Origin of the sequence: Hymenobacter swuensis DY53, from assembly GCF_000576555.1 — a bacterium.
Taxonomy (GTDB): Bacteria; Bacteroidota; Bacteroidia; order Cytophagales; family Hymenobacteraceae; genus Hymenobacter; species Hymenobacter swuensis.
This window is the reverse complement of record NZ_CP007145.1, coordinates 3,801,863-3,823,958: the sequence shown is the minus strand read 5'-3', so window position 1 is coordinate 3,823,958 and position 22,096 is coordinate 3,801,863. Positions and strand designations below refer to the sequence as shown.

The following is a 22,096-nucleotide window of genomic DNA, read 5'->3' as shown; positions in this document are numbered from 1 at the left end:
GGGGCGCGTAACGGTAGCGGCGGGGTGGTGCGGGGCTTTTTCCAGTACCACTCCGAGCCTTCCACGGCAAGCCAAGGCGGGAAACCCACGATGCTCAACGCATTAGAGTTGGCCCGGCCGGCAATGGATTGTACATTTGCAGTCCGTTTGGTTTTAAGCAAGAAGAAAAGTAGATGCGTAAACTGGTAATTCTCCTCACTCTGCTGCTATTCGGCAGTGCTCCGGCCTGGGCTCAGGACGAGGCCACCACTACTCCTACTAACCTGCCTGGCGAGGAAAAACTATCGGCCCAGGAGCGGGCCGAGCGGGATTTTCTGATGCCCGTGCGCCGCAAGCAGGCCGCCAAGCTGCGCGCCGCCGCCGAGGAAGCCGGCGTCCACCAGCCCGCTTTGGAGGCCACCATTCAGAACCTGGAAGCCGTGCCCGAAGAAGAGAAGCTGGCCCCGGTAGCCATTCCCGAAGCCAAAGCTGCACCGGCTGCCGCGCCTCACCGCACCACCAGCACCCGCCACCGCAACTCCTCCACGCACCACAGTAGCAGCCGTACCTCGTCCAGCAAGAAGACCACGGTGAAGAAATCAACCGCCAAAAAGAAACCGACCCGCCGCCGCTAACGGCCGTCTGCCCATAGAAAAAGCCCCGCCGATAGGATATCAGTGGGGCTTTTTTGTGAAAGATGAATTGATCAGCCCCGAAGTGGCTGTTGCCGATGGGAACGTCATGGATTCACGTCCGTGTTGTCCTCCTCCGTCGGGTCGGGTGGGGCTATGTGGTAGCGCGGTGTGCGCCAGCGGGTAGGGCGTTCCTGAGCGGATTTCAACCGCCAGCCGTAGCAAACCTGCAGCGTTGCATACGAAATGCGCAGTGGCACCGTAAAGCGGCCATCGGTACGAAGCTGGTTATTGGCATCGAAGTAGCTGATCTGGGTAGAGTGTATCTCGGCCAGCGGTAACAGGCCGTAGTGGTAGTTAAGAGAGAATAACACATACTGGCGTTCCGCAAATTCATAACGGAACGCCACTTCAGCTCCTGTTACGGGCGTCCCCTGGCGTTTGGGTTGCTGCTCCCAGGATGCCCCTATCTGTCCGTTGCCGGGGCTTCCCCATTGGCCGGTCTGGTGAACAACGGCTGGCGCTGCCCAGGCGTACGATGCATGCAACGCGGCTTCCAGCGTCCATTGCAGCCCTAGTTGCAGCAGCTCCAGGCGGCGCAATCCTACGCCCGCCTGGATCATTCCGGTGAGCGGCAAACCACTGCTGCTGTTGCTGTAATAGGTGGCGCCCTTTTCCCGGTAGCCTAACCCGACCGGCAGGTTACTTATTTGCAGCTGCGATTCTACCATCCATCGGGGTTGCAGGGGTAGTAGTACCCGTATGGTGCCACCCACGGCCAAATCGGATACGGTGCGAAAACGGTTTGATAGCTGTTCCCGCTGCATCGATAGGTGAGCCCGCGTGAGGCCGCCGCCCAGCGCCAGCTCCGGATAGTGCTGGCCGTAAGCAAGGGTAGATAGTCCGGACAGTAGAGTAAGGCCGATGATTGGGTGGATGGAACGCATCAGAGTAGAGAATAGCCGTAACTGGTTACGCAACGCTCAAATGCTGGAGCCTGGTATAGGAAACGCCGGCTATTCAACAGTCGCCCCGTGTGGGGTTGATCTGTTAAATAGCCGGCGTTTCCTATACCGGGCAGACTGGAGCCGTTACGCGTCCTGGGGCATGAGGCGTACCACCAGTCCATCCATGCGCGGGTGCAGGCGGATCTGGCAGGAGAGGCGGCTGCCCTGCGTCATCACGGGCAGGCTTTCCAGCATAGCCAGCTCGTCATCGGAAGGCTCGGGCAGCTCGGGGCCAGCCAAGACCTCTACGTGGCAGGTGCCGCACAGGGCCATCCCGCCGCAGGTGGCCTGAATATCATAGCCGTCGGCCTTCATCACCTCCATCAGGCTCAGTCCCATATCCGTTGGGGCCTGAATTTCGCGCCGCTGGCCGGGCGCCTCCTCTACATATACGCGTACGTCTTCAGTCATATTATTTTAGGAGTAAGGCTTTTAAAAGTGAGAGCTGAGACGATGTTCAGCGGCGCAGGCACCAGAACATCGTCTCACTTCTCACTTCTAAAAGTCTCAGGTCTTTACAAAGTAGGTACCCCGTTTACGGTGGTGTACTTGAGGGTGTACTTCTTGTCGGGGAAGATGTGCTTGAACGCTCCCTGGCACATGAGGGCCGCCTCGTGGAAGCCGCAGAGAATGAGCTTGAGCTTGCCAGGGTAGGTATTAATATCGCCGATGGCGAAGATGCCGGGCTCCGAGGTGGAGTAGTCTAGCGTGTTCACCTTCACGGCATCGTTCTCAATTTCCAGGCCCCACTCGCCGATTGGGCCGAGCTTGGGCGTGAGGCCGAACAGCGGGATAAACGAATCCACGTCCAGCTGCTCGGCATCGCCCGAGTTGGCCGTGATGGTCACGGCATTGAGGCGGCCGTTGCCGTGCACGTGGGTCACGTTGCTGCTCAGCACTAGCTTCACCTTGCCGGCCTCGTGCAGATGCTGCACCTTCTCGGCCGAATCGGCGGCCCCGCGGAAGGTTGTACCCCGGTGCACCAGCGTCACTTCTTTAGCTACATCGGCCAGAAATATCGTCCAGTCGAGGGCTGAGTCGCCGCCACCGGCAATAACCAAACGCTGGTCGCGGAAGGTTTCCGGGTCGCGCACCATGTAGTACACGCCCTTGCCGCCCTCAAAATCGGTGAGGCTCTCAATGGCCGGCTTGCGCGGCTCGAAGGAACCCAATCCGCCGGCAATAGCAATGGCTTTGCAGTTGATTTCGGTGCCATCGATGGTAGTGACTACGAACGAGCCATCCTCCAGCTTGCGGTAGCCTTCTACCCGCTCACCCAGCGTGAAAGTGGGGTGGAAGGGCTCAATCTGGCGCATCAGGTTGGTGACCAGGTCGCCGGCCAGTACTTCCGGGAAACCCGGAATGTCGTAAATCGGCTTCTTGGGGTAGATTTCGGAAAGCTGACCGCCCACCTGGGGCAGCGCGTCTACTACGTGGCAGCGCAGCTTTAACAGTCCGGCTTCAAACACAGCAAACAGCCCCACCGGGCCGGCCCCGATAATGCAGATATCGGTGGAAATGGAATTGGTCATGCAGCAACAGCGAAAAACGAAACAAACGGGCTCTGAAGTCCCAGGCATAACAGCCCAATGCCCCAAATCGTTGGCGTAACCCCCGATTTGGCAGCAGTGGCGCGCTACGCGGGGGCAAAGATAACAGCCAGCCCGCAGCCCCTGACAGGAAGGCCAAACTATATCGGTATCGGGAAGAAGCCGCGCCGCACTCACCCGGGTGGGTGCGGCCGCTATCAGCCACGCGCAGTGCCCCGGTTAGCAGGCAGTAGCGTGAAGCCTCCACTTCTTATCTGCAAAACCAGTATTTCCGTCAGCCCGCTGCCTCCACTGAAGCCGCCAGGAACTTCCGGATTTCGTCCACGGTAGCCCGTGCCGAGCGGCCCACGCCGATGAGCGTGGCCGAGGCAAAACCCGTCCATTGACCGTAGCCCACCAGCCACAGGCCGGGCGCGGCGGTGGCGTGGGTGCCGGTGGTGGCCACGCGGCCATCGGGCTGCAGCACGCCCAGGCCGGCCAGAAACGGCAGGGCCGGCCGGAAACCCGTGCACCAAAGCACGGCGTCCACGGCTTCTTCCCGGCCATCGGCCCAGACGACGCCCGTGTCCGTGAACCGCGCAAATGGCCGCACGCTGCTTAGCGCACCCCGCTGGCGGGCTTCTTTTACGGAGTCTACCATTACCACGTCGCCGAGGGTGGGGGGCGGGGCGGGGGCGGCCCCGGTTTGGGCGTGGTAGTGCTGGGTGGCCTGCGTGAACAGCACCCGGCCGTCCACGTCGTCGGGCAGAAAGCGGGGTTCCTGCTCCGTCACCCAGGTGGTGTGGGCGACCTGGGATACTTCGGCCAGCAGCTGCGCGCCGGAATTGCCGCCGCCCACCACCAGTACCCGCTGCCCGGCAAAGGGCGCCGCTTCCCGGTAATGAGCCGAATGCAGCTGCGCGCCGGCAAATAGCTCGCGGCCGGGATACGGCGGAATGTAGGGCTGGCTCCAGCTGCCGGTGGCGCACACCACGGCTTGGGCCTGCCACGTGCCGGCATCGGTCTGCACGGCAAAGCCCGGCCCCGACCTGCGTACGTCCTGCACGCGCACGGGCCGTTGCACCGGCAGGGCGTAGCGCGCTTCGTACTGCGTGAGGTAGTCGATGACGGCGTCGCGGGTGGGGAAGTGGTTGTCGGGCGGGCGGGGCATGAGCCAGCCGGGCAGGGAGCTGGCATCGGCCGGCGAAAACAACTGCAGCGAGTTCCAGCCGTGCTGCCACGCGCCGCCGGGCCGGGGCTGTTCGTCCAGCAGCGTGAAGGAGAGGCCGGCGCGGCGCAGGTAATAGCCCACCGCCAGTCCGCTCTGCCCCGCCCCGATTACCAGCACATCAACAGCTGTAGACGCTAAAGAATCCATGGGAAAACGATTCAAACTTTGGCCTTCAGCCGATTTTTGGAGAGAGAAACCCGATTTGACTTGCCGGCTGACCGCTGCCGCCGCAGTGCCTTACGATAGTAACCGCCAAGCCGATGTTTTGGCGCGGGCTGCCGCAGAGAGCCTAAGCGGCCCGCCCCTCCCCACCGTACCAGCGGCGACGGAACCAGAACGCCAGGTTGACCAGCGCAATTAGAGCCGGCACCTCAATCAGCGGGCCGATGACGCCGGCGAAAGCCTGGCCCGAGTTCAGGCCGAACACCCCGATGGCCACGGCAATGGCCAGCTCGAAGTTGTTGCCGGTGGCGGTGAAGGCAATGCTGGCATTCTCGGCATAATCAGCCCCCAGCCACTTGCCAACGGCAAAGCTGAGCACAAACATCACCCCGAAGTAGATGGCCAGCGGCAACGCAATGCGCAGCACGTCCAGCGGCACCTGCACAATAGTTTCGCCCTTGAGGCTGAACATCACCACAATGGTGAGCAGCAGGGCAATGAGCGTAATGGGGCTGATGGCCGGAATGAACACCGCCTCATACCAAGCGTTGCCCTTCAGCCGGCGTAGTATGGTGCGCGAGAGGAAACCGGCGGCGAAGGGAATGCCCAGGTAGATGAGCACGCTCTGGGCAATGTTCCAGATGCCGATGTTCACGGCGTAGCCTTTCAGCCCGAAGTAGGGCGGCAGCACCGTGATGAACAGCCAGGCCAGCACCGAGTAAAACAGCACTTGAAAGATAGAATTCAGGGCCACGAGGCCGGCCGCGTACTCGCGGGAGCCGTCGGCCAAATCGTTCCAGACCAGCACCATGGCAATGCAGCGGGCAATGCCAATGAGAATCAGCCCCATCATGTACTCGGGCTTGTCGGGCAGCAGCCAGATGGCCAGCAGAAACATGAGCAGCGGCCCGACTAGCCAGTTCAGCACCAGCGAGAGGCCGATGATGCGTGTGTTGCGGAATACGGTGGGCAGCTCCTCGTACTTCACCTTGGCCAGCGGCGGGTACATCATCAGAATCAGGCCCAAAGCCAGCGGCACGTTCACAGTGTCCACCGAAAAGTAGTTGACCGCGTCGTTGATGCCGGGCACGAAGTAGCCCAGCCCCACGCCCAAAGCCATGGCCAGAAATATCCAGAGCGTGAGGCCCCGGTCGAGGCCGGAGAGTTTCTTTTCGGCCAGCGCCTCCGGAGCCGGGGTGGTGGCAGGAACGGGAGTACGCTGTATAGAAATCAGGAAAAAAAGGCCGTACAGTGCCATCCCACCATTTCTAGCGGGAGCGGAGAGGCAGGAAGCAGAACGTCATTCCGAGCCTGCGGGGAATCTCGCGTGCTGACGTTGTAACTGTAAATCAGACGTCAGCACGCGAGATTCCCCGCAGGCTCGGAATGACGTTCTGGGGGAGTAACTCGCGCTAATAGGCTTTGCGCAGCATGTCGGCGTACTCGTTGGGCAGCGGCGAGGCTTCCACGGCCTGGGCGGCTTTTTCCACGTCGTACTCCACCCGAATCAGCTCGGAACGCACGCTGCTGGGGTCGGTGAGCGTGGTGTTCTCGTTGAGGTGCAGTAGCTGGTAGGCGGCGCGCGGGTCGCCGTCCTTGGGTTTGCCAACGGAGCCGATGTTTAGGGCGTGGCGGTAGCGGGTTTCACCCTCCACTTCGTAGGCGAAGGTGCGGTGGTAGGGCTTGTGGGTGTGGCCGAAGAGCAGAATATCGGCGTTAGCATCCTCCAATACGCGCAGGAAGCTGGCCTCGGGCCGGTCCTCAAACAGGTACTCGTTGATTTTGCGGGGTGAGCCGTGCACCATCAGCAGGTTCAGTGTGCAGGGCTCCTCCTGAAACTCCAGACGCATGTGCTTGGGCAGCAGACGCAGGTAGCGCCGCTCGTCGTCGCCCACCACGTGGTTGGTGTAGGCAATGCTTTGCGCGCCCAGGTCCTTCTCGGTGTCGGTTTTGTAGGCGCAGCCGCAGTTGCTGCTGGCCAGCCCGATGCCCTGGTCGTAGTTGCCGGCCAGCGTAGAGATGCCGCGGCGGCGCACCTCGTTGACCACTTCGTTGGGCCAGGGGGCGTAGCCTACCAGGTCACCGAGGCAGAAAATCATGTCGGGCCGGCGCTGCTCCATGTCGGCCAGCACTGCCTCCAGGGCCGGCAGGTTGCCGTGCACGTCGGAGAAAAAGGCAATTGTCATCGGAAAAAAATCAGCAAGTGCACAGGTCAGAAAAGCAACCGGCGCTGCCTTGGGAAGCCGCGCCGGTTGGGCCGTTAGATTAGCAGCACCCGCCGCCCGGCGTGCAGGCTGCCACTTGCAGCTGCGGCAACGCAAACTGCTGGGCGGCCGGAACGCCACAGGCGTCCTGGGCCAGGCAGGCTGTCTGCTTGGGCGTCAGCACGAAGTCGTTGCCTTCGCGGGTGAGGCCAAACTTGCCGATGGTGGCCTGCTGGTACTCCACCTCAATGTCGAGGTCCTCGGAGCCTAGGATTTTCTCCGATAGATTCAGGATGTGCAGGAATTTCTGCGGGGCCAGGCGGTGGTCGTAGTCGCCGGCTTCCCAGAGCTGGAAGTTGACCACGGTTTCGCGCCGCTCCACCCCGCCGCAGTCGATGAAGTGCTTGCTGACCAGCCCGACTTCCGTGACGTGGAAGTGCGCGGGCAGATACTCGCCCGTGGGCAGCCGGAAGGTAACGGCTTCAATGCCCGCCAAAGCGTGCTTCATTTCAGAGATTTTCATGGCTTCTAAAGAGTAGGAAGGTGAAAAAACGGGTTCAGAAAGGGTGGCTTCTAGCAGCCACAGGCATCAGCCGGGCCGCAGGCGAGGCTGTTGGTGGCCTCCAGGAAAAAGGCGGTGAACTGCTGGTGTACCTGCCGCAATAGCTCGGTATTGAGGCAGTAGCACACGGTCAGTCCGTCAATTTCGCCCCGGATCAAATCCAGCGCCTTCAGCTCCTGCAGGTGTTGCGAGACGGTGGTGCGCGAGAGGGGCACCTCGGCGGCAATGTCGCCGGAAATGCACGTCTGCTTGCTGGCCAGCAGCTGCACGATGGCCACGCGGGCCGGGTGCGAAAGGGCCTTGGCCACGCGGGCCAGCTGCTGTTGCTCCTCAGTGAAGGCGGCGGTTTTAGCGTAGGTCATCAGGCGGAGAGGTTAGATTCGGTGAGTGGTAGTGGAGCAGCCGACGCAGCAGCTGGGTGAGCAGGGATTCGGCCCGGCGGTAGGCGCGCTGCTCGGCGGCCTGCAGCTTTTCCTCACCGTCCCCACCCGGCAAGCCGTTGTAACCGCCCTGGGTTTGCAGCCGCAGGCTTTCCAGCACGAGGCACTCAGTCCGCAGCACCCGTTCCAGCACGGTATGGAGCAAAACGACAGCCGGAGTTTCTGCAGAAGTAGGCATCTGAACTGGAAGTTTTATGAAGTATGTCGCAAATATACGTCGTAAACATGGTGCAGGTTTGCGGTATAGAAAAAACTTATACAAAACGCGTCCAGTGGCTGTTTTAGTGGGTTATACTGACTGTCGGCAGATTCATGGAATCAACTCGATCCCGGCTTTGCGCTCGAAGGCCCAGTACAGCGCCGGTATACCCAGCAGGTTGAGCGCCGTGGAGGTGATTACGCCGCCCAGAATTACCACCGACATGGGGTGCTCAATTTCTGAGCCCGGCTCGTTGTCGGCCAGGAGGATGGGCAGCTGACCTCCTCCCGCTAAACTGGACCGCTGTAAAGTAGAGAAATCAGGCACTTGTCGTACCTTAAAATCATAGACATGTGCCATGAAAAAGACGAAGTTTACCGAGGCCCAGATCGTGTTTGCCCTGCGCCAGGCGGATACAGGGGTAGCCGTGGCGGAGGTCTGCCGGAAGATGAGCATCAGCGAGGCCACGTACTACAACTGGAAGAAGAAATACGGCGGGCTAGGGGTGCCTGAGTTGCGCCGGTTGAAGCAGTTGTAAGAGGAGAAGTTGCACCTCAAGCAGCTGGTGACCGATCTGAGCTTGGACAAGCAGATGCTGCAGGACGTGCTGAAAAAAAAGTTCTGAAGCCCGTGCAGCGTCGACACGCGGCTCACCATCTGATTGACGCCCACTGCATCTCGACCCGCCGCGCCTGCCAGATTGTGTCGCTGTAGCGCTCCAGTTGGTACTGTCGACCGCACGGGCGGGACGATACGGTGTTGCGCCGGCAGTTACGGGAACTGGCCCAGATCCCAAATGCGCTACGGCTGCCAGCGCCTGTTTACGCTGCTGCGTCGGGAAGGCTGGCCCGACAATCACAAGCGCGCCCACCGCCTCTACTTCCTGGAAGGGCTGCATTTACCCAGCAAACGGCCCAAGCGCAGCCGGGCCGCGGCGCACCGGCTGGAGCGGGTCAAATTGCAGCGGCCGTACCAGAGCTAGAGCATGGATTTCGTAGCTGATCAGCTCTTCGACGGGCGGAAACTTCGGGCCTTAACGATAGTCGATAAGTTGTAGTCGCCAGTGCTTGGCCATTCAGGTCAGACAGTCGCTGAAAGGCGAAGACGTGGTGGCTGTGATGAGCCGCCTGCAGCAAACGCTAGGTGTCGTGCCCGAGCGCATCCAAGTCGATAATGGCAGCGAGTTTATCAGCAAGGCGCTGGACAAATGGGTGTATGAACAGCGGGTCACGCTGGACTTCTCGCGCCCGGGCAAACCGACGGACAACCCGTATATTGAGTCATTCAACGGCAGCTTCCGAGGCGAGTGTCTGAACGTGCATTGGTTCCTGTCGTTGGTCGATGCGCAGGAAAAAATCGAGCAGTGACGGTAGAAGTATAACGGCTTCCGCCCGCACAGCTCCTTGCAGAATTTAACGCCCGATCAGGTCATGGCAGCCGCCAGTACTGTCGAGCTTCAGATCGCCTGATACTCTATTTCCGGCCAGTCCAGCAATTGGGAGGAGGTCATTATAGTAACACTACTTGGGAGGGGACGGTACAATGCGTGAGTTAACGGTTTTTAGCCAAGCATAAGCAAATTCTACATCATCAAAAATGGCTACGCGGGGATGCGTTGAATGCTGGACTACGTACCTAGTTGGCCAATCCTTCGCATTCACCCAAGCCAACGCGATAATGCCTTGGTCAAACAGAATAGGTAAGAACTGCTGACTTACCCAGTATTCTATGTCAGACCAGCCATCAATTGCCTCACTACTATCACATAGAATTTTGGTAGACTTGATTTCTGTGACGAAGAGCTTGATGGTGTTGCAACTGGCCAGGGAAGAGTCTGCGTCTTGGGGACCTACCAATTTGGCGTACAGCCAGTTATTATGGGTGTCGTGGCTTAGTACGAAAACTATAGTATCACTTAGGATATGTAGCATGCAAAGCTGTACGGGCTTAGCTGTATTTAGAATAAATATTTAAAAAATTGATTTTCAGTAATTTATATACATAAATTTGAGCTTTTTCTGTTTGCCTGATACTCTGATCAGTATACGCTTATGCTAGCCTCTGCAATCTACTTCCTTATGCGTGAAGCAGATCCGTGGGCTAGGCCTCACCACGTTCGGATTAGGACTCTTTTCCGAATACTTTTTCACTCCGTTCTAACGCTCTCGAAAACGCGGTTTCTTGGGGGCGTTTTTGGGTAGGTAATTCGAACACTACTTTTAGGCTATGAAAGTAGCCCTATATGCCCGGGTGTTGACAGCCGATAAGGACCAGGACCCGGAGAACCAGTTGTTCGTAATGCGGCGCGAAGTTGAGCGCGCCGGTGACGCAGTGTAAGGAGTACGTCGATGAGGAGCCCGGTCGCAAGAGTACCCGCCGTGCTTTTTAGGAAATGATGCGCGACGCACAAAGGCGCTGCTTCGACTTGGTACGCGTGTGGGACCTGAGCCGCTTCAGCCGCGAGGGTATCGAGAAGGTGTTTGAGCACACGTCCTTACTGACGCAATGCGACGTCAGTTTCTGAAGCTACTCGGAGCCACTGCTCAATACCACTGGCTCAATGAAAGATTTGATGAAGGCCATGATATCCTGGGCGGCCGGTTACTACTCGCAACGCCTGAGCGAGAACGTAAGCGCGGGCCTAGCCAGGAAGAAGCAAAAGGCTTAGGAAAAAGGGGAGGTGTACGTGCACGGCCGCTGAGCACTAGCACCTGAGTTGATAGAGCAGATCCAGCAGCTGCAGGCCGAGGGCCTGAACATGCGCAAGATCAGCGCGGCCACTCTGGTATCGGTGGGCACAGTGTACAAGTATATGCTCAAGACGGAGGTAATAGTAGCGTAGGGTTTTCTGTCCTTTTTGCCGGCCGGGCTGAGGGGTTGATTGGGGTTCATTTCACACCTACCCCAATCACCCCCTCAGCCTATGAGACATTACCTTGTACTGCTGCTTGGCAGCTTCATCCTGTTGCTGGCCACTGCGTGCAGTAGGTTGGCTCCGCCCACGCTGCAGCCTGCGCCGGTCGAGTACTGCCACCAGCAGCGCCGGTGCACATCAGTGGAGGACGCCGCTAGTGTTCCGACCCTGGGGCAAGTCCGCATCAGCCACATGGCCACACCTACGTTGGGAGTTGAGGTGGCGCGTCCTATATTCTACACCAGGTGGCTCCGGGTGCATGGGCGCTGATATTATTTCACCTATCGAGTAAGTAAACGAGCCACGATTTAGCTGCCGGATTTAGGTCGGTACCGCGGCGGGTTTTCGTAGAAACTGTCCCTCAGAAAAGAAAAAGGCCCTCAGCTGCTAGCTGAGGGCCTTCTACGTGGTCGTGTAAGAAGCCGGGCCTTGTGGTAAAGCGTGGCACGCTATGGTATAAAACAGCACAGCATACCAAATAGCGGCGGTTGGGGCTGGCTGGCTGTTGCCACGTTTTACCGCTATGTATCACCCTTTATCGGGGTTCGTCACACACTGGAAGCCTCAGTGTGCGACGCGCGCAAATTCTGAAACGCCGTCTTTGTGGCCGAGTGGCGCTTGGCCTCCCGGCTCTTGGCATAGCGGCGGGTGGTCTGAATGGCGGAGTGGCCCATGCTGTTCTGCACCTGGCCCAGGTCCGCGTCGCCGTCGAGCAGCAGCGTGCCGAACGTGTGCCGGGCCACGTGGCAGGTGATGAACTCCCAGTAGGGCCCGCGCCGCTCGATGCGGTGCGGCCCGCGCTGGCGCACCTGCAGGATGGGGCGGTTCAGGCCGGCAGCTTTGGCGGCGAGTTTGATGGAGGTGTTGATTTCGGTGTTGGCCGGTACGCGCAAGTCCCCACCGTACCGCTGCCAGATGTCGAGGGCTACCTCGTCGAGCATTACGCGCACCTTGGTTTTCTTGCGCCGGCCTTTATGCTGCACGTACTCCAGGATATGCTCACCGTTCTCCCGCACCACGTCGGTGGGCTGCATGGAGCGCAGGTTGCCGTAGCGCGGGCCCGTGAAGCAGGCAAAGACGAAGATATCCCGGATGTGGCCCAGGTGCTCGGTGGGCATGGGGGCCTCGTAGAGCTGCATCACCTCCTCGAAGTGCAGCGGCTCGATTTCCACCTCGTAGGTGTACTCGTCGGTTAGCCAGGCGAAAGGCAGGCCCGAGAACTTAAGCAGCTGGCGTAGGGCCTGAATGTAGCGGCCCACGGTATTGCTCTCCAGCCCGATGCCCCCGTCCCGGCGCGGTGCCTCTTCAATCAGGTACTCGCACCACTCTTCCACGAAGGGAGAGCGGCGGGTTTTCTTATCGGGTAGCAGATCCTCCAGCGTGGTGCCGGGCCGGAACGCTTCCCAATGGGTCACGATGGGGTCTACCTTGCGCAGGTAGTTGGCCGAGTACTTGGCTTTGTAGAAGCTTTTCCACTCGGCTGCTACCTGCCCGATGGTAGGCAGGGTAGGGGCGGCTGGCACCTGCACCACCGGGGCGGCTACGGGCTCCACCAGGTTCAGCTCGGTGAGCAGGGCCGTGCGTAGCTGCTCGGGGCTGATGCGCTGGCTGTCTCGCTCGGCATTTTCCAGCAGCTGCTCGGCCACCTTCTGGAGCTTGCCCAGCTTGCGGTTGATGCGCGTGCAGCGGCCCTCGTCCTGGGTGCTGACGCGCTGCTTTTTAGTCCAGAATTTCTTGACCACGGTTTCGCGCACGCCCAGGCGCACCACCGGGCTGGTGCCCGGCTCGGCTGCCGCATGCCGGGCCCAGCGCACCTCCATGTAAATAGGGTGCCGGCCCTCCGTGGCTTTATTGTGAAGGTAGAACCGGATGGTCATGTCGACAGCACGAAATAGTAAAGTGGGCCTACGAAAGAATGATGAGCCTACTATAAGTCACCAACCTCCTGAAGCTTAAACATAGCGTTGATGGTGTCTACCGTTGTTAAGATCATCGATGGAATGCATGTGAATATTATTATACCATATATTAGTTTCTTTGATAAATATGTGTATTCTGGTTTGAATGGCCATTCAATAATGGGAATGTCGGTATTTTGCAATACGACAAATAATAATCCTGTACAATAAAAATAAATTGTATATAATGTATTCTCTTTTATTTCAAACGAAATATCTTTTGCTATTTGATTTAAGTGTAATTTCTTTTCAAGGGGAATGTCGCCGTTCTGGTGCTTTTTATTAATATATGTATATATTATTGTTATTGAACTTGTGAACACGCCAACTGCGCCTAATATTAGGCCAGCTACTATGGAAACAAAGTTGAAGTACAAATCTTTGATGAAGGCATAGTCAAGGCTCTTAGCTGTAATAGCGCTAAGAAAAATGCCTGAACTTAGCAGAAGAAGTGATTTTTTAATCACGATTTTGGGTTTTGTTCAAATTCTTCAATAGTAGGTCGTCTATTTGCTTAACTTTTTCTATAAGCCGTGATTTAAGACTTTGTAAAGTTTCTATATTTTCTATCGTTTCGACCGACATAGTTGCAGCTTTGTCGTAGCTTTTAACTCGTGTCTTTTTTTTCCTGAATAATGCTAGTAGTTCCCAGCTACCACCTCCGCTTTCAGCTTGATCAAGGCAGCTGTTTATAAACTCATTGTTAGGTATATTGAGTTTTGCATTTTCATTTTCAAGCTTGAAGGTGAATTTTTCTTGATTGTAAACTTCTTTTAATTCTTTAAGCAATACATTTGCTTTTTTTGTGGCTCCAAATAAATTGGGGCCTGCTAATTCTACTTTTAGCTCACAAATTCCATCTGCATTGTTTACTATAGGCCAAAAGTTTCCTGGTTCGATTATTGGCTCGACGACAGTTTTGTAGTTATTTGTGCTCTGTTCTTTTAAATCAATGTTAGATAATAATCTGCATAAAGTATCTACTTTGATTAACTTTTTTATTTCTTGTATGAATATGAGTTGAGTCTTGTAGTATATGTAAAATGGAAGTCCATGCCAATCGTTAATTTTTTCTTTTACGACACCTTTGCTATTGTAGCTTGTTCCGACGTTAGCTGTTCCTTTTTTTAATAAAATTCCGAAACAACCATCATTGTCCTCTTTTGAGAAGATGAATTTATATTCACTTTTGTAGTGTCGAAATTCATCTTGTCTTTTTATTGCATTAATTAATGCATTTGATTCTGATAAATTAATGTCTTTCGAAATGGATTCTGAGAATAGATTTCCGGTTATAATATTTTGATATCTTAGAATTAAGATCTTGTCCATGGTATAGGAGGTTTTGACTTTTATGAAATATTTATGCTGTTATGAAATTTAACTACCGGATCGGCACGTCCACGCCGCGAATCACGCGCCACATGCCATGAATGTCGTCAAGGATGATTTCTTCCACGCCGCCCTCGGGGTTGTCGGATTCCAGCAGCACCTTGCCGGTGTCGCGGAGCGTGTTGTGCTTGATGCGCTTGATGACGAAGTGGTGCTTGAAGATGATGACGTAGATACCTGGGCGGGCTTCACGCCAGTAGTCCACGTTGGGTAGCTCCTCTACCAGCACCTTCATGCCGGAGCGCAGCTGGGGCTCCATCGAGTCACCGTCGATGTCCACGACCAGCCCCTCGTCGGGGTCGCCTATCATGCGAATGACAGGGAACAGGGGCAGGTCTTTGTAATCGAAATCATTCATAAAGGATTCGGCGAAAGTGGCCCGCGCTCCGGCTTCCAGACGACGGTAGTACACCATCTCCTTTTTGTCGAAGTGCGCGGCGAAGCGTGCGTTGCTTTTGTCGGACATGAGCGGGCCCAGCGGATGTTCATCAGGCACCACGCTCATAGAAACGGGTTGCTTGCCCGTTTCTATGTACTCGGTAGTCGTTTTGTATATATCTGCGAGCCGTCGCAGAATGGGCATCTTAATGCGAATGGTATCATCTTTCTCATAGGCAGAAATACGCGCATCGGTTAAGCTGAGCCCACCCTTTTTGATCAGAGCCGCTACGTCACGCTGAGAAAGCCCAGCGTTGCGTCTTAGGTCTAGTAGGCGAGTTGCTTGTGTATGTGCGGGTGTGGCCATTGGGGTTTGAGGGATGCGAGAGTGTTAAGCAAAACAAAGCGTTATTAAGCGTAACGTAAAGTATTTTTAAGATATGCGTAGTTATTCAAATAAATGCTTCGTATACTTGTCATACCAAACCATACTTTACCGCCATGTCCTCGAATCCCCAACCTAAAAAGCACAGCCTAGGAACTAAGGTATCCGAGGATGTCGCTAAAGCCCTGCGCATTGAGCAAGCCAAAAGAGTGCTTGCCGGCGAAGAAATCACCCTTAAAGACATTCATGCTGAGTGGCTGGAGGAGAAGGCTAAGACGGTGCTAAGTGCTGCCTAATTTTTTTGCCCATCATGCTAAGTTTTGCTGAGTTTTTCAATCAAATTCAATGTTTCAACTAAAGACAACTATGCATACCACTTCACTTACCGCCTCATCCGGTGGCGCCCCAACTCAGGATTGGGTAACCATGCTCGAAATCCAGTTCCGGGCCCAGGCAGAAGCCGAGGTGCCCACGCGCACCTACGTGCAGAGCCCCAAGCAGAGCGCCGATAAGAAGTACGACGACCGCCTGCACATCCGCCTGGGCTGCGGCAAGACCAAGGCCTACGAACTGCTCAAGCGTTTTGAGGAGGGAAAGGAGGGAGGCCTGCGCCACCAGCGCATCGGCAAAAAGTACATCGTGACGGAGCAGGCGGTGCGCGAGTATTTCGGCGACAGCAGTCTGCAAACCAGTAGCTCCCGCGCGGCCTAGTCATGCATTACACCGCCTGTCAACTCTGGCCCGATGTGCTCAGCGCCGAGGCCCAAATCCGCTTCTGGCTGGAGTCGCCGGAAGTGCCCGCCGCCAAACGCGAAGCCACCGAGGCCGCGCTGCCCCAAATGCTGGGCAACCGCCTGCGCCAGTGCTGGCTGAACCTGACCCTGTTTCTGGGCCGCGCCCGCGTGGATGCCCCCAAGCCGACCACGGCCGACATCACGGCCTTCTGCCTGGAGCTGCGGCAAACCGGGCAGGTGGAGGTGGAGGAGGTATTGCGGATTCGCCGCCGCCTCTACCAGGCTACCCTCCGCGAATTCGAGTGGCACAAAGAGCGCCTGCGGGCCGTGTGCCAGGCCCGCTACGATGCGCAGCTGCACGCTGCCCACGAAGATCAGGCCGCTTAGTCCTTCCTCTTACCTCCAACCACAATTGCCCTGTGATTAAAACGAACACCACCACCAACGCCGCCCGCCGCGAAACGACGGTAACAGCTACCGATACCAAAGGCAATTACCTCACGCACGAAACGTGGGTCGGCACCGGCAAACGGGTCGCCTCGGCCCTGGAGCAGCAGGTGCGCCGCTCGGCTGAGCAGTTGCAGCGCCGCGAAAACATTGCCGCCGCCACATCGGCCACCGAGGCCCGCCACCTCGCCGCCCGCCTCTAAAACGAGAGGGCCGCCCCATTGCCCGGGGCGGCCCTATCAATCAAAATTCAGAACACTGCAAAGCTAATGGAATCCCTGAAAACGGAGTCGCAGCGGGACAAGCTCAACCGCTTATTCAAAGAGTACGGCTTGCTGAACGAGGACGTGCATAAGCACCAGCACTATACCATAATTCGCCGCACGGGCATCGAGAAGATTGCCGCCGCCGTGGGCATTCGCATCACGTTTGAGGTGTGCGCCGCGCAGGCCGATTACGCGGCCGTGAAGGCCACAGCCAAAAAGCCGGTGGGCAGCAAGTTTACCAGCATTGAAACCTTCGGCTCGGCCTGCAAGGACACCAGCCAGAATAAATACTACCTGGAAATGGCGGAGAAGCGCGCTCTGAGCCGGGCCGTGCTCAAGCTCTCCGACCTGTATGCGGCCGGGGCCTACGGGGAAGATGAGTCGGATGATTTCAGCCGCGCCCGCAATCCGGAGCCAGCGGCGGAAGCCACCCGCCCCACCCAGCCGGCCGCGCCCGCGCCCACGCCGCCGGCTTCACCACAGATGGTAGTCTCCGCCGCTGCCGCCCCAAGCAGCGCCGAGGAGGAGGACGGGTTGCCGATGGATAAGCTTGTCGTGCTGAGCTTCCTCAACGAGGCCGAAACGCTGGAGGAATTGCAGGCCGCGTGGGTAGGGGAGGCCAAAGGCTGGCACCTCGACGCGGATGTATTCGCCGCCAAAGAAAGCCGCAAGGCCCATCTGCAAGCCAATCAATCCCTTTCCAATGCCCGCTAAACTCAACACCATCTGGAGCACCGCCGAGGTTGCCGTGCTCAAGAACCGGTACGTACTTGGTACTAAGGCGGAGCTGCTGGGCCTGCTGCCCGGCCGCAATTGGGACTGTATTCGCAATAAGGCGCAAAACCTGGGTCTGCGCCGCCGCTCCGGCGAAAGCCACTGGAGCCCGGAAGATGAGCAGCAGGTGCGGGCGCACTATGCCACCCGGGGCGGGCACTACCTGGCCTCGCTGCTGGGCCGCACCCACACGGCCGTGCTGAAGAAGGCCGCCAAACTCGGCCTGCGCATCGAGGAGTTTGGCAAGCAGCCCCGCAAAACGAACTGGAGTGAACAGCATCTCACCATTCTGCGGGAGGAGTATCCTATTCACGGCCCGGAGCATGTAGCCCAGCAGGTAGGCCGTAACCAGCCTTCCGTTGTGACAATGGCCAAGCGGCTCGGCATCCGGTGCCGCCGCCGGCCCGCTGGTCGGCCCCGCTGGAGTACGGAGCACTTGGGCCTGCTCATGGAGCACTACCCGGCTGGCCTCCCTACGGCGCAACTGGTAGAGCTACTCGGCCGCAAGGCGGATACTATTCATGCCATGGCCAGAACGCTGGGCCTGAAGCGCCCGCCCCGAGTGGTGGTTCCCAAGCCGCCCAAAGTAAAGGTGCCCGAGCCCGTCCCGGCCCCCAAGCCGGCTCCAGTAGCCAAAGCGAAGCCCGCGCCAGCACCCAAAAAGCCGGTGCTGAGTGAGGAGGAGAAGGCCCTGAAAAAGCTGGTACGGCAAAAGGCTCAGGCTAAAAAGGAGAAGAAGGCCAAGCCGGAGCCGCCAAAAAAGGGCTGGCAGTATCCCATGCACAGCCCCGAGTACAACGCCTGGCTGGCCTCTACCACCGCCGGTAAGAAAGCTACTACCATACTCGATGAAAACGGCCGCACGGCAATCGTGTGGCGCAAAGCTGCCTAACTATGGAGACGCCCACCAACACGTTTTTCTTTACCAAGATCAAGCTGGCCAAGCATGATTTCGTCGAGTACGAAGCCTCCGCCCGGGTGCGCCGGGGGGAGGCGGAGGTACACGAAATCACCAGCACCCACGTGGACAAACTCCCCCACGAGGATTTGCTGCGGGCCTTTCATCGGCTCACCGTGCATTTCTGCCTAGTGACCGAGTCGCTGAACCATGCCGATTTCGGCGTGGAAACCGATGAGGCGCTGGAGGAGCTGATACGCGACGACGAGGCGCTGGAGTGCGCGGGCCTGGCGGGCTTTGCCTGCCGGGGCCTCTCGTGGGGGGCAAAGGGCAACGGCTTCACCCTGTCGGGCCGGCGCTGGCTGCGTTCCGGCAAGGCCGTGAACTTCAACACGCCCTTCATCGACGAGGAGAACGACGACTACGAGTTTTTGGGATTGCTGCGCGAAGCTATCCGCACGTTGTCGAAGGAAACGAGCCTGTACCTGAATGGCAAGTTTGCTGACGAGCCGCCGAAGGTAGAGCAGCTGGCCCTCAGCTTCGGCGGCGGCCTGCAGGATATCGTGGACGAGATGCACCAGAGCAGCGGGCTGAGCAGCCTCACGATTTCGGGCGGTGGCCGTAGCGTCACGCTTGCCCCGCGCTCCATCAACGGCCAGCTGCTCGACGAGGATGCCTAAGCCCATCCAAACAAGCCTGCTGCTATGAGTGCCGCCCCCATGATGGTCGCCCACGCCGGCGACTCCCTTGCTCTTTCCGCTTCCGCTCCTTCCCGCCGTATGTTGCCCATTGCCCAAGTTCTCGACCGTATGCCCGGCCTGTCCCGCACCCAAAAGGCGGTACTCAACCAGGTGTGCGGGCTGGCAGAGAACGGCCAGCGCAAACAGTGTGACGCCACCAACCCGTACCTGGCCGCCCGATTGCGCCCGGCGTCGGAGCGTACCATTTCGCGCACCCTCACCGACTTGGAAGCCCGCGGCCTGCTGCGCATCGAGGGTCAGGGCAAAGCCCGCCGCATGTGGCCGGTGGAGGCGCTACGGGCCTGCTACCTGACGGCCGACGAAGGCCAGCAGGAGCAGGCCATCCGGGCGCTGGCTGCCGTCGCCAACCTAGACAGGAACCTAGACAAAACGGCCCCCAACCTAGACATCAACCTAGACAAAACGCGCTCTCAACCTAGACAAAATGGCGAGGTTGCCCCCGACCAACCTAGACAGAATGGGTACCCCAACCTAGACACTTTCGGTCACCAACCTAGACAGAATGGGTCGCGCGTATATAGAGACGACCAATATGAACAGTTAATGGTGGAGGTGGAGGCGCTGCGCTCCGCCGCCGCCGCCGACCAAAAAAAAATAGGGGAGCTGGAAACTGAAAACCAGCAGCTGGCTGCCAAGCTGGAGGACATGACCTACCAGCGAAACCAGCTACGCAACTCGCTGGCTGCTGTTCGCCCTGCCAGTTCTGGCGCGTCGGCTTCGCACACCAGGGGGGGCGCGGCGGTCGGCCCCAAGATTTCCTTCGCTCAGAGCCAGTACGCCACGCCGGAAGGTTTCGCCAAGCTGGCCACGGCCCTCGGCTACGCGGTGGCCTACGCCCCGCACTACCTGGCCCACATCGGCGTCAAGGCTGGCACTGAAACCCGCGACGAGAAGGGCTGGCAAAACTTCGTGCAGCGCTTCCTCTCCATCGATGCCAACGACCCCGACCGGGGCCTCATCACCACTCCTCCCAACGATTCCGCTCATGCAGCTCAGCGTTCAACGTTCCCACAGCGCCCTGTCAGTGGCGCCAAACCTACCAGCTCTGGCAGCCAACTCGCTCGCGCCCTTGCTGAGCGCCGAGCGGGGCAGCACGGAGTTGGCGCTGGCCATCACGGACCGGCAACGGGGCCTGACGCCGGCTAAGGCCCTGGCCTCGCCCCAACTCTCGGTACTCAACCGCCTGGCTCCCGGCGACACGGCCGAGGCCTTGGGCAACCTGCTCATCTTCGCCGCCCACCAGTTCAACGTGCCCCGCAACATCACCGACGTGCAGGTGGCCTTGCTATCTGAGGACCTGTTGGAGCGGTACTGGCACTGGCGCTTTGATGAGTTCGTGTACCTGTGCCGCGAAGCCATTGCCGGCCGGTGGGGGTGTAACTACTCGACTATCGACGCCAACACCGTGCACACTTGGTGCCGGGCCTACGCCGAGGTGCGCGACGCCGTGGTGGAGCAGGTAGCGGCAGAGGAGCACAAAGCCCGCCGGCTGGCTGAGCAGGCCCAGGGCCCGGCCCGGGCGGCCGATGAGCAGGCGTACATCCGGCACTTGGAAACGCTCACCGATGCGCAGCTGCAGGCGGGCATTGCCTGGTACGAGGCCCGGCCGATGGAGCCCCACGCTGCCCTGCGCATTGAGCTGGCCACATCGGTGCTGGTGAACCGGGCCAAGCTGGAGCTGCTGCGCCGGGTACTGGTGGTGAATGAATCCGGTACCGGTGCCGTGGAGGCCAGTGAGGAAGAGTACAAGCGCTTCCGGGCCGGATGGGTGGCCCAGCGGGAGAGGGAGCGGGCGGAGCAGGAAGTGCCCTACGGTCAACCCAACGCCCTCGGCCAGAATGAGGCGGCGGCGGATAACGGTTTTGCCTCATGAGCAAGCAGAAGGAACCCTACGGGTGCTACGGCACCATGCGCCAGACGTACTGGTATGCGGATCAATGGGGCAATGTACAGGCCGGCTTTCGGGACTGCCAGGGCTGCCCGGATTGTCAAAATAAGCGTCAGAAAGGAGGGGATGCCAAATGAATAAGTTTTGCATTACCACTCCTCTCGATAAGCAACTCCAGCCGGATGGGTTGACGGCGGTGGAAATGACGTTGACGGCGGTGGCCAATCAGCCGGGTGCTTTCGGTGAGGTGTTCCGGGCCGCCTTCGAAGTCGAAATACTGCGAGGCTTCTGGTTTAGCCACGATGACGGTAGTACCACCTACTGCTTTGAATGTGATAACGAGAAAGCGACTCAGCTAAAGCAGGCGCTTACACTGGCTTTCTTCTCTCCTGAGTCAAACTAATGCCCCTTCGCACTGCCTCCCGCGTGGACGGCAACCAGCCCGCAGTGGTTAGCGCCCTGCGGGCTATTGGCTGCTCTGTCCTTTATACCCATCAGCTCAAAAACTGCTTTGATATCCTCGTCGGCTACCGGGGGCGCACCTTCCTGATGGAAATAAAGGACCCGGCCCAGCCCCTGAGCAAACGCCAGCTCACACCGGGGGAGGAGGAATTTCGGTGCACCTGGCGCGGTTCCCCTTACCACGTGGTGCTCACCCCCGACGACGCTATCCGAATCGTTACCACTCCCTGATTTATGCCCACCACGACGACCACCGCGCTCCAACTCTGCCTCTTTACCACGGCCACCTCGACGGCCCAGAAACTCCGAGAAACTTCCCCCTCTGGCGAGTCGCCCCGGCGCACTCGTCGAGCCTATACCCGGGCCGATTACCGCTACCTGGTCCAGCACTATACCGATGGCACCGGCCCACAGCTGGCCCGGCAACTGGGGCGGACGCTGGGAAGCCTAAAAGGGTTTATTCGGGCGAATCCGGAGTTACGAAAACGTGGAAGGGTATGACTCGTACAATTATAATTTTCGACTATGAATACACTTGTCAAAGCCACTTATACAGGCAAGCAATCAGGAATATACACACCTGGAACAGTGTATACTCTCCGACTTGAGGGAAGGAGCAGTATGATCAAAATATCAACTGTGGAAATGGATGATAAGGCTACAGCCGATGATTTTGCAAAGCTGGAGAACAGAATTCAAAGATCGAATCAAGGCGCTAAAGAGTACGAAAACATAACTGATTTTCTAGGAGACTGGGACGAAATCAAAGTTCTTAAGCAGGTGTAAGGCATAAGTACTCAAGTCAATAGCGTAAAAAGCCCCGTCATAGTAACGGGGCTTTTTACTTTAACTATCCAATCCTAGCCCCGGTGCCTGATGTTGAGGAGCTTCGGC

General features: G+C 58.2%; 30 protein-coding genes and 1 pseudogene. 17 read left to right on the top strand and 14 right to left on the bottom strand.

Features of this window, described 5'->3' with window-relative positions:
- The first annotated feature begins 173 nt into the window (after positions 1-173).
- The gene (locus HSW_RS17760) at positions 174-614 is read left to right on the top strand and encodes a hypothetical protein (RefSeq protein WP_044003095.1); all 441 of its coding nucleotides are present in this window, start codon (positions 174-176) and stop codon (positions 612-614) included.
- A 104-nt stretch (positions 615-718) separates the two neighbouring features.
- On the opposite strand, the gene HSW_RS17755 is transcribed toward HSW_RS17760, so the two are convergent.
- The 10 genes from HSW_RS17755 to HSW_RS24385 form a co-directional block, all read right to left on the bottom strand.
- The gene (locus HSW_RS17755) at positions 719-1,558 is read right to left on the bottom strand and encodes a hypothetical protein (protein ID WP_044003094.1); all 840 of its coding nucleotides are present in this window, start codon (positions 1,556-1,558) and stop codon (positions 719-721) included.
- A 144-nt stretch (positions 1,559-1,702) separates the two neighbouring features.
- Entirely contained in the window at positions 1,703-2,029 is a 327-nt protein-coding gene (locus HSW_RS17750; RefSeq protein ID WP_044003093.1) for a 2Fe-2S iron-sulfur cluster-binding protein, read from the bottom strand.
- Positions 2,030-2,133: 104 nt separating this feature from the next.
- A complete protein-coding gene (locus HSW_RS17745) occupies positions 2,134-3,150 on the bottom strand; it encodes an NAD(P)/FAD-dependent oxidoreductase (protein ID WP_044003092.1) in 1,017 nt (338 codons plus the stop codon).
- A gap of 292 nt (positions 3,151-3,442) precedes the next feature.
- A complete protein-coding gene (locus tag HSW_RS17740; protein WP_044003091.1) occupies positions 3,443-4,525 on the bottom strand; it encodes an ArsO family NAD(P)H-dependent flavin-containing monooxygenase in 1,083 nt (360 codons plus the stop codon).
- 142 nt (positions 4,526-4,667) lie between these two features.
- A complete protein-coding gene (gene arsB, locus HSW_RS17735; RefSeq protein ID WP_081768477.1) occupies positions 4,668-5,798 on the bottom strand; it encodes an ACR3 family arsenite efflux transporter in 1,131 nt (376 codons plus the stop codon).
- A gap of 154 nt (positions 5,799-5,952) precedes the next feature.
- Complete coding sequence (locus HSW_RS17730) at positions 5,953-6,726, bottom strand: metallophosphoesterase family protein (RefSeq protein WP_044003090.1); 774 nt, start codon at positions 6,724-6,726, stop codon at positions 5,953-5,955.
- A 79-nt stretch (positions 6,727-6,805) separates the two neighbouring features.
- On the bottom strand, positions 6,806-7,267 hold the full coding sequence (locus HSW_RS17725) for a DUF6428 family protein (protein ID WP_044003089.1): 462 nt from the start codon (positions 7,265-7,267) through the stop codon (positions 6,806-6,808).
- Positions 7,268-7,317: 50 nt separating this feature from the next.
- A complete protein-coding gene (locus HSW_RS17720) occupies positions 7,318-7,668 on the bottom strand; it encodes an ArsR/SmtB family transcription factor (protein WP_044003088.1) in 351 nt (116 codons plus the stop codon).
- Positions 7,655-7,924, bottom strand: coding sequence for a hypothetical protein (locus HSW_RS17715; protein ID WP_155833036.1), 270 nt, complete (start codon positions 7,922-7,924; stop codon positions 7,655-7,657). The genes HSW_RS17720 and HSW_RS17715 overlap by 14 nt, the downstream gene beginning before the upstream one ends.
- 132 nt (positions 7,925-8,056) lie before the next feature.
- Positions 8,057-8,305, bottom strand: a complete 249-nt coding sequence (locus HSW_RS24385) for an efflux RND transporter permease subunit (protein WP_197031902.1) — start codon at positions 8,303-8,305, stop codon at positions 8,057-8,059.
- On the opposite strand from HSW_RS24385, the pseudogene HSW_RS24835 reads away from it, so the two are divergent.
- From HSW_RS24835 to HSW_RS17685, 4 genes and pseudogenes are all read left to right on the top strand, one after another.
- A pseudogene (locus HSW_RS24835) lies at positions 8,304-9,414 on the top strand (IS3 family transposase). The gene HSW_RS24385 and the pseudogene HSW_RS24835 sit on opposite strands and share 2 nt — an antisense overlap.
- Positions 9,415-10,340: 926 nt before the next feature.
- Entirely contained in the window at positions 10,341-10,469 is a 129-nt protein-coding gene (locus tag HSW_RS24995; RefSeq protein ID WP_262489389.1) for a hypothetical protein, read from the top strand.
- Positions 10,470-10,661: 192 nt separating this feature from the next.
- The gene (locus HSW_RS24990) at positions 10,662-10,787 is read left to right on the top strand and encodes a hypothetical protein (RefSeq protein ID WP_262489388.1); all 126 of its coding nucleotides are present in this window, start codon (positions 10,662-10,664) and stop codon (positions 10,785-10,787) included.
- A gap of 81 nt (positions 10,788-10,868) precedes the next feature.
- On the top strand, positions 10,869-11,129 hold the full coding sequence (locus HSW_RS17685) for a hypothetical protein (RefSeq protein ID WP_044003080.1): 261 nt from the start codon (positions 10,869-10,871) through the stop codon (positions 11,127-11,129).
- Between the two features lie 278 nt (positions 11,130-11,407).
- Here HSW_RS17685 and HSW_RS17680 read toward each other — a convergent pair whose 3' ends face one another.
- The 4 genes from HSW_RS17680 to HSW_RS17665 are packed head-to-tail and all read right to left on the bottom strand — an operon-like array spanning position 11,408 to position 14,954.
- Positions 11,408-12,736, bottom strand: a complete 1,329-nt coding sequence (locus HSW_RS17680; RefSeq protein ID WP_044003078.1) for a site-specific integrase — start codon at positions 12,734-12,736, stop codon at positions 11,408-11,410.
- A gap of 50 nt (positions 12,737-12,786) precedes the next feature.
- Positions 12,787-13,284, bottom strand: coding sequence for a hypothetical protein (locus HSW_RS17675; protein WP_044003076.1), 498 nt, complete (start codon positions 13,282-13,284; stop codon positions 12,787-12,789).
- A complete protein-coding gene (locus HSW_RS17670; protein WP_044003074.1) occupies positions 13,277-14,149 on the bottom strand; it encodes a hypothetical protein in 873 nt (290 codons plus the stop codon). The genes HSW_RS17675 and HSW_RS17670 overlap by 8 nt, the downstream gene beginning before the upstream one ends.
- 52 nt (positions 14,150-14,201) lie before the next feature.
- A complete protein-coding gene (locus HSW_RS17665; RefSeq protein ID WP_071883141.1) occupies positions 14,202-14,954 on the bottom strand; it encodes an XRE family transcriptional regulator in 753 nt (250 codons plus the stop codon).
- 134 nt (positions 14,955-15,088) lie between these two features.
- Between HSW_RS17665 and HSW_RS17660 the strand changes: the two genes are divergently transcribed.
- From HSW_RS17660 to HSW_RS17605, 12 genes are all read left to right on the top strand, one after another.
- On the top strand, positions 15,089-15,268 hold the full coding sequence (locus tag HSW_RS17660) for a hypothetical protein (protein WP_044003072.1): 180 nt from the start codon (positions 15,089-15,091) through the stop codon (positions 15,266-15,268).
- Between the two features lie 70 nt (positions 15,269-15,338).
- Positions 15,339-15,683 (top strand): hypothetical protein, encoded by a 345-nt coding sequence (locus HSW_RS17655; protein ID WP_044003070.1) that lies wholly within the window; start codon positions 15,339-15,341, stop codon positions 15,681-15,683.
- Positions 15,684-15,685: 2 nt separating this feature from the next.
- The gene (locus HSW_RS17650; protein ID WP_044003068.1) at positions 15,686-16,093 is read left to right on the top strand and encodes a hypothetical protein; all 408 of its coding nucleotides are present in this window, start codon (positions 15,686-15,688) and stop codon (positions 16,091-16,093) included.
- Between the two features lie 32 nt (positions 16,094-16,125).
- A complete protein-coding gene (locus HSW_RS17645; RefSeq protein WP_044003067.1) occupies positions 16,126-16,356 on the top strand; it encodes a hypothetical protein in 231 nt (76 codons plus the stop codon).
- 66 nt (positions 16,357-16,422) lie between these two features.
- Positions 16,423-17,133: a hypothetical protein gene (locus HSW_RS17640; protein WP_044003065.1), complete on the top strand. Its 711-nt coding sequence runs from the start codon at positions 16,423-16,425 to the stop codon at positions 17,131-17,133.
- A complete protein-coding gene (locus HSW_RS17635) occupies positions 17,123-18,085 on the top strand; it encodes a hypothetical protein (protein ID WP_044003063.1) in 963 nt (320 codons plus the stop codon). Before HSW_RS17640 ends, HSW_RS17635 begins: the two co-directional genes overlap by 11 nt.
- A 2-nt stretch (positions 18,086-18,087) precedes the next feature.
- Positions 18,088-18,771 carry a hypothetical protein gene (locus tag HSW_RS17630; RefSeq protein WP_044003062.1) on the top strand — a complete coding sequence of 228 codons (684 nt, stop codon included), beginning with the start codon at positions 18,088-18,090 and terminating at the stop codon, positions 18,769-18,771.
- A 24-nt stretch (positions 18,772-18,795) separates the two neighbouring features.
- Positions 18,796-19,998 carry a helix-turn-helix domain-containing protein gene (locus HSW_RS17625; protein WP_155833033.1) on the top strand — a complete coding sequence of 401 codons (1,203 nt, stop codon included), beginning with the start codon at positions 18,796-18,798 and terminating at the stop codon, positions 19,996-19,998.
- Positions 19,922-20,725, top strand: coding sequence for a hypothetical protein (locus HSW_RS17620; protein ID WP_155833032.1), 804 nt, complete (start codon positions 19,922-19,924; stop codon positions 20,723-20,725). Before HSW_RS17625 ends, HSW_RS17620 begins: the two co-directional genes overlap by 77 nt.
- A 148-nt stretch (positions 20,726-20,873) precedes the next feature.
- Positions 20,874-21,143, top strand: a complete 270-nt coding sequence (locus HSW_RS17615) for a hypothetical protein (RefSeq protein WP_044003059.1) — start codon at positions 20,874-20,876, stop codon at positions 21,141-21,143.
- The gene (locus tag HSW_RS17610) at positions 21,143-21,433 is read left to right on the top strand and encodes a hypothetical protein (protein WP_044003058.1); all 291 of its coding nucleotides are present in this window, start codon (positions 21,143-21,145) and stop codon (positions 21,431-21,433) included. Before HSW_RS17615 ends, HSW_RS17610 begins: the two co-directional genes overlap by 1 nt.
- A 294-nt stretch (positions 21,434-21,727) precedes the next feature.
- Entirely contained in the window at positions 21,728-21,988 is a 261-nt protein-coding gene (locus tag HSW_RS17605) for a hypothetical protein (RefSeq protein WP_044003056.1), read from the top strand.
- Positions 21,989-22,096: the final 108 nt, after the last annotated feature.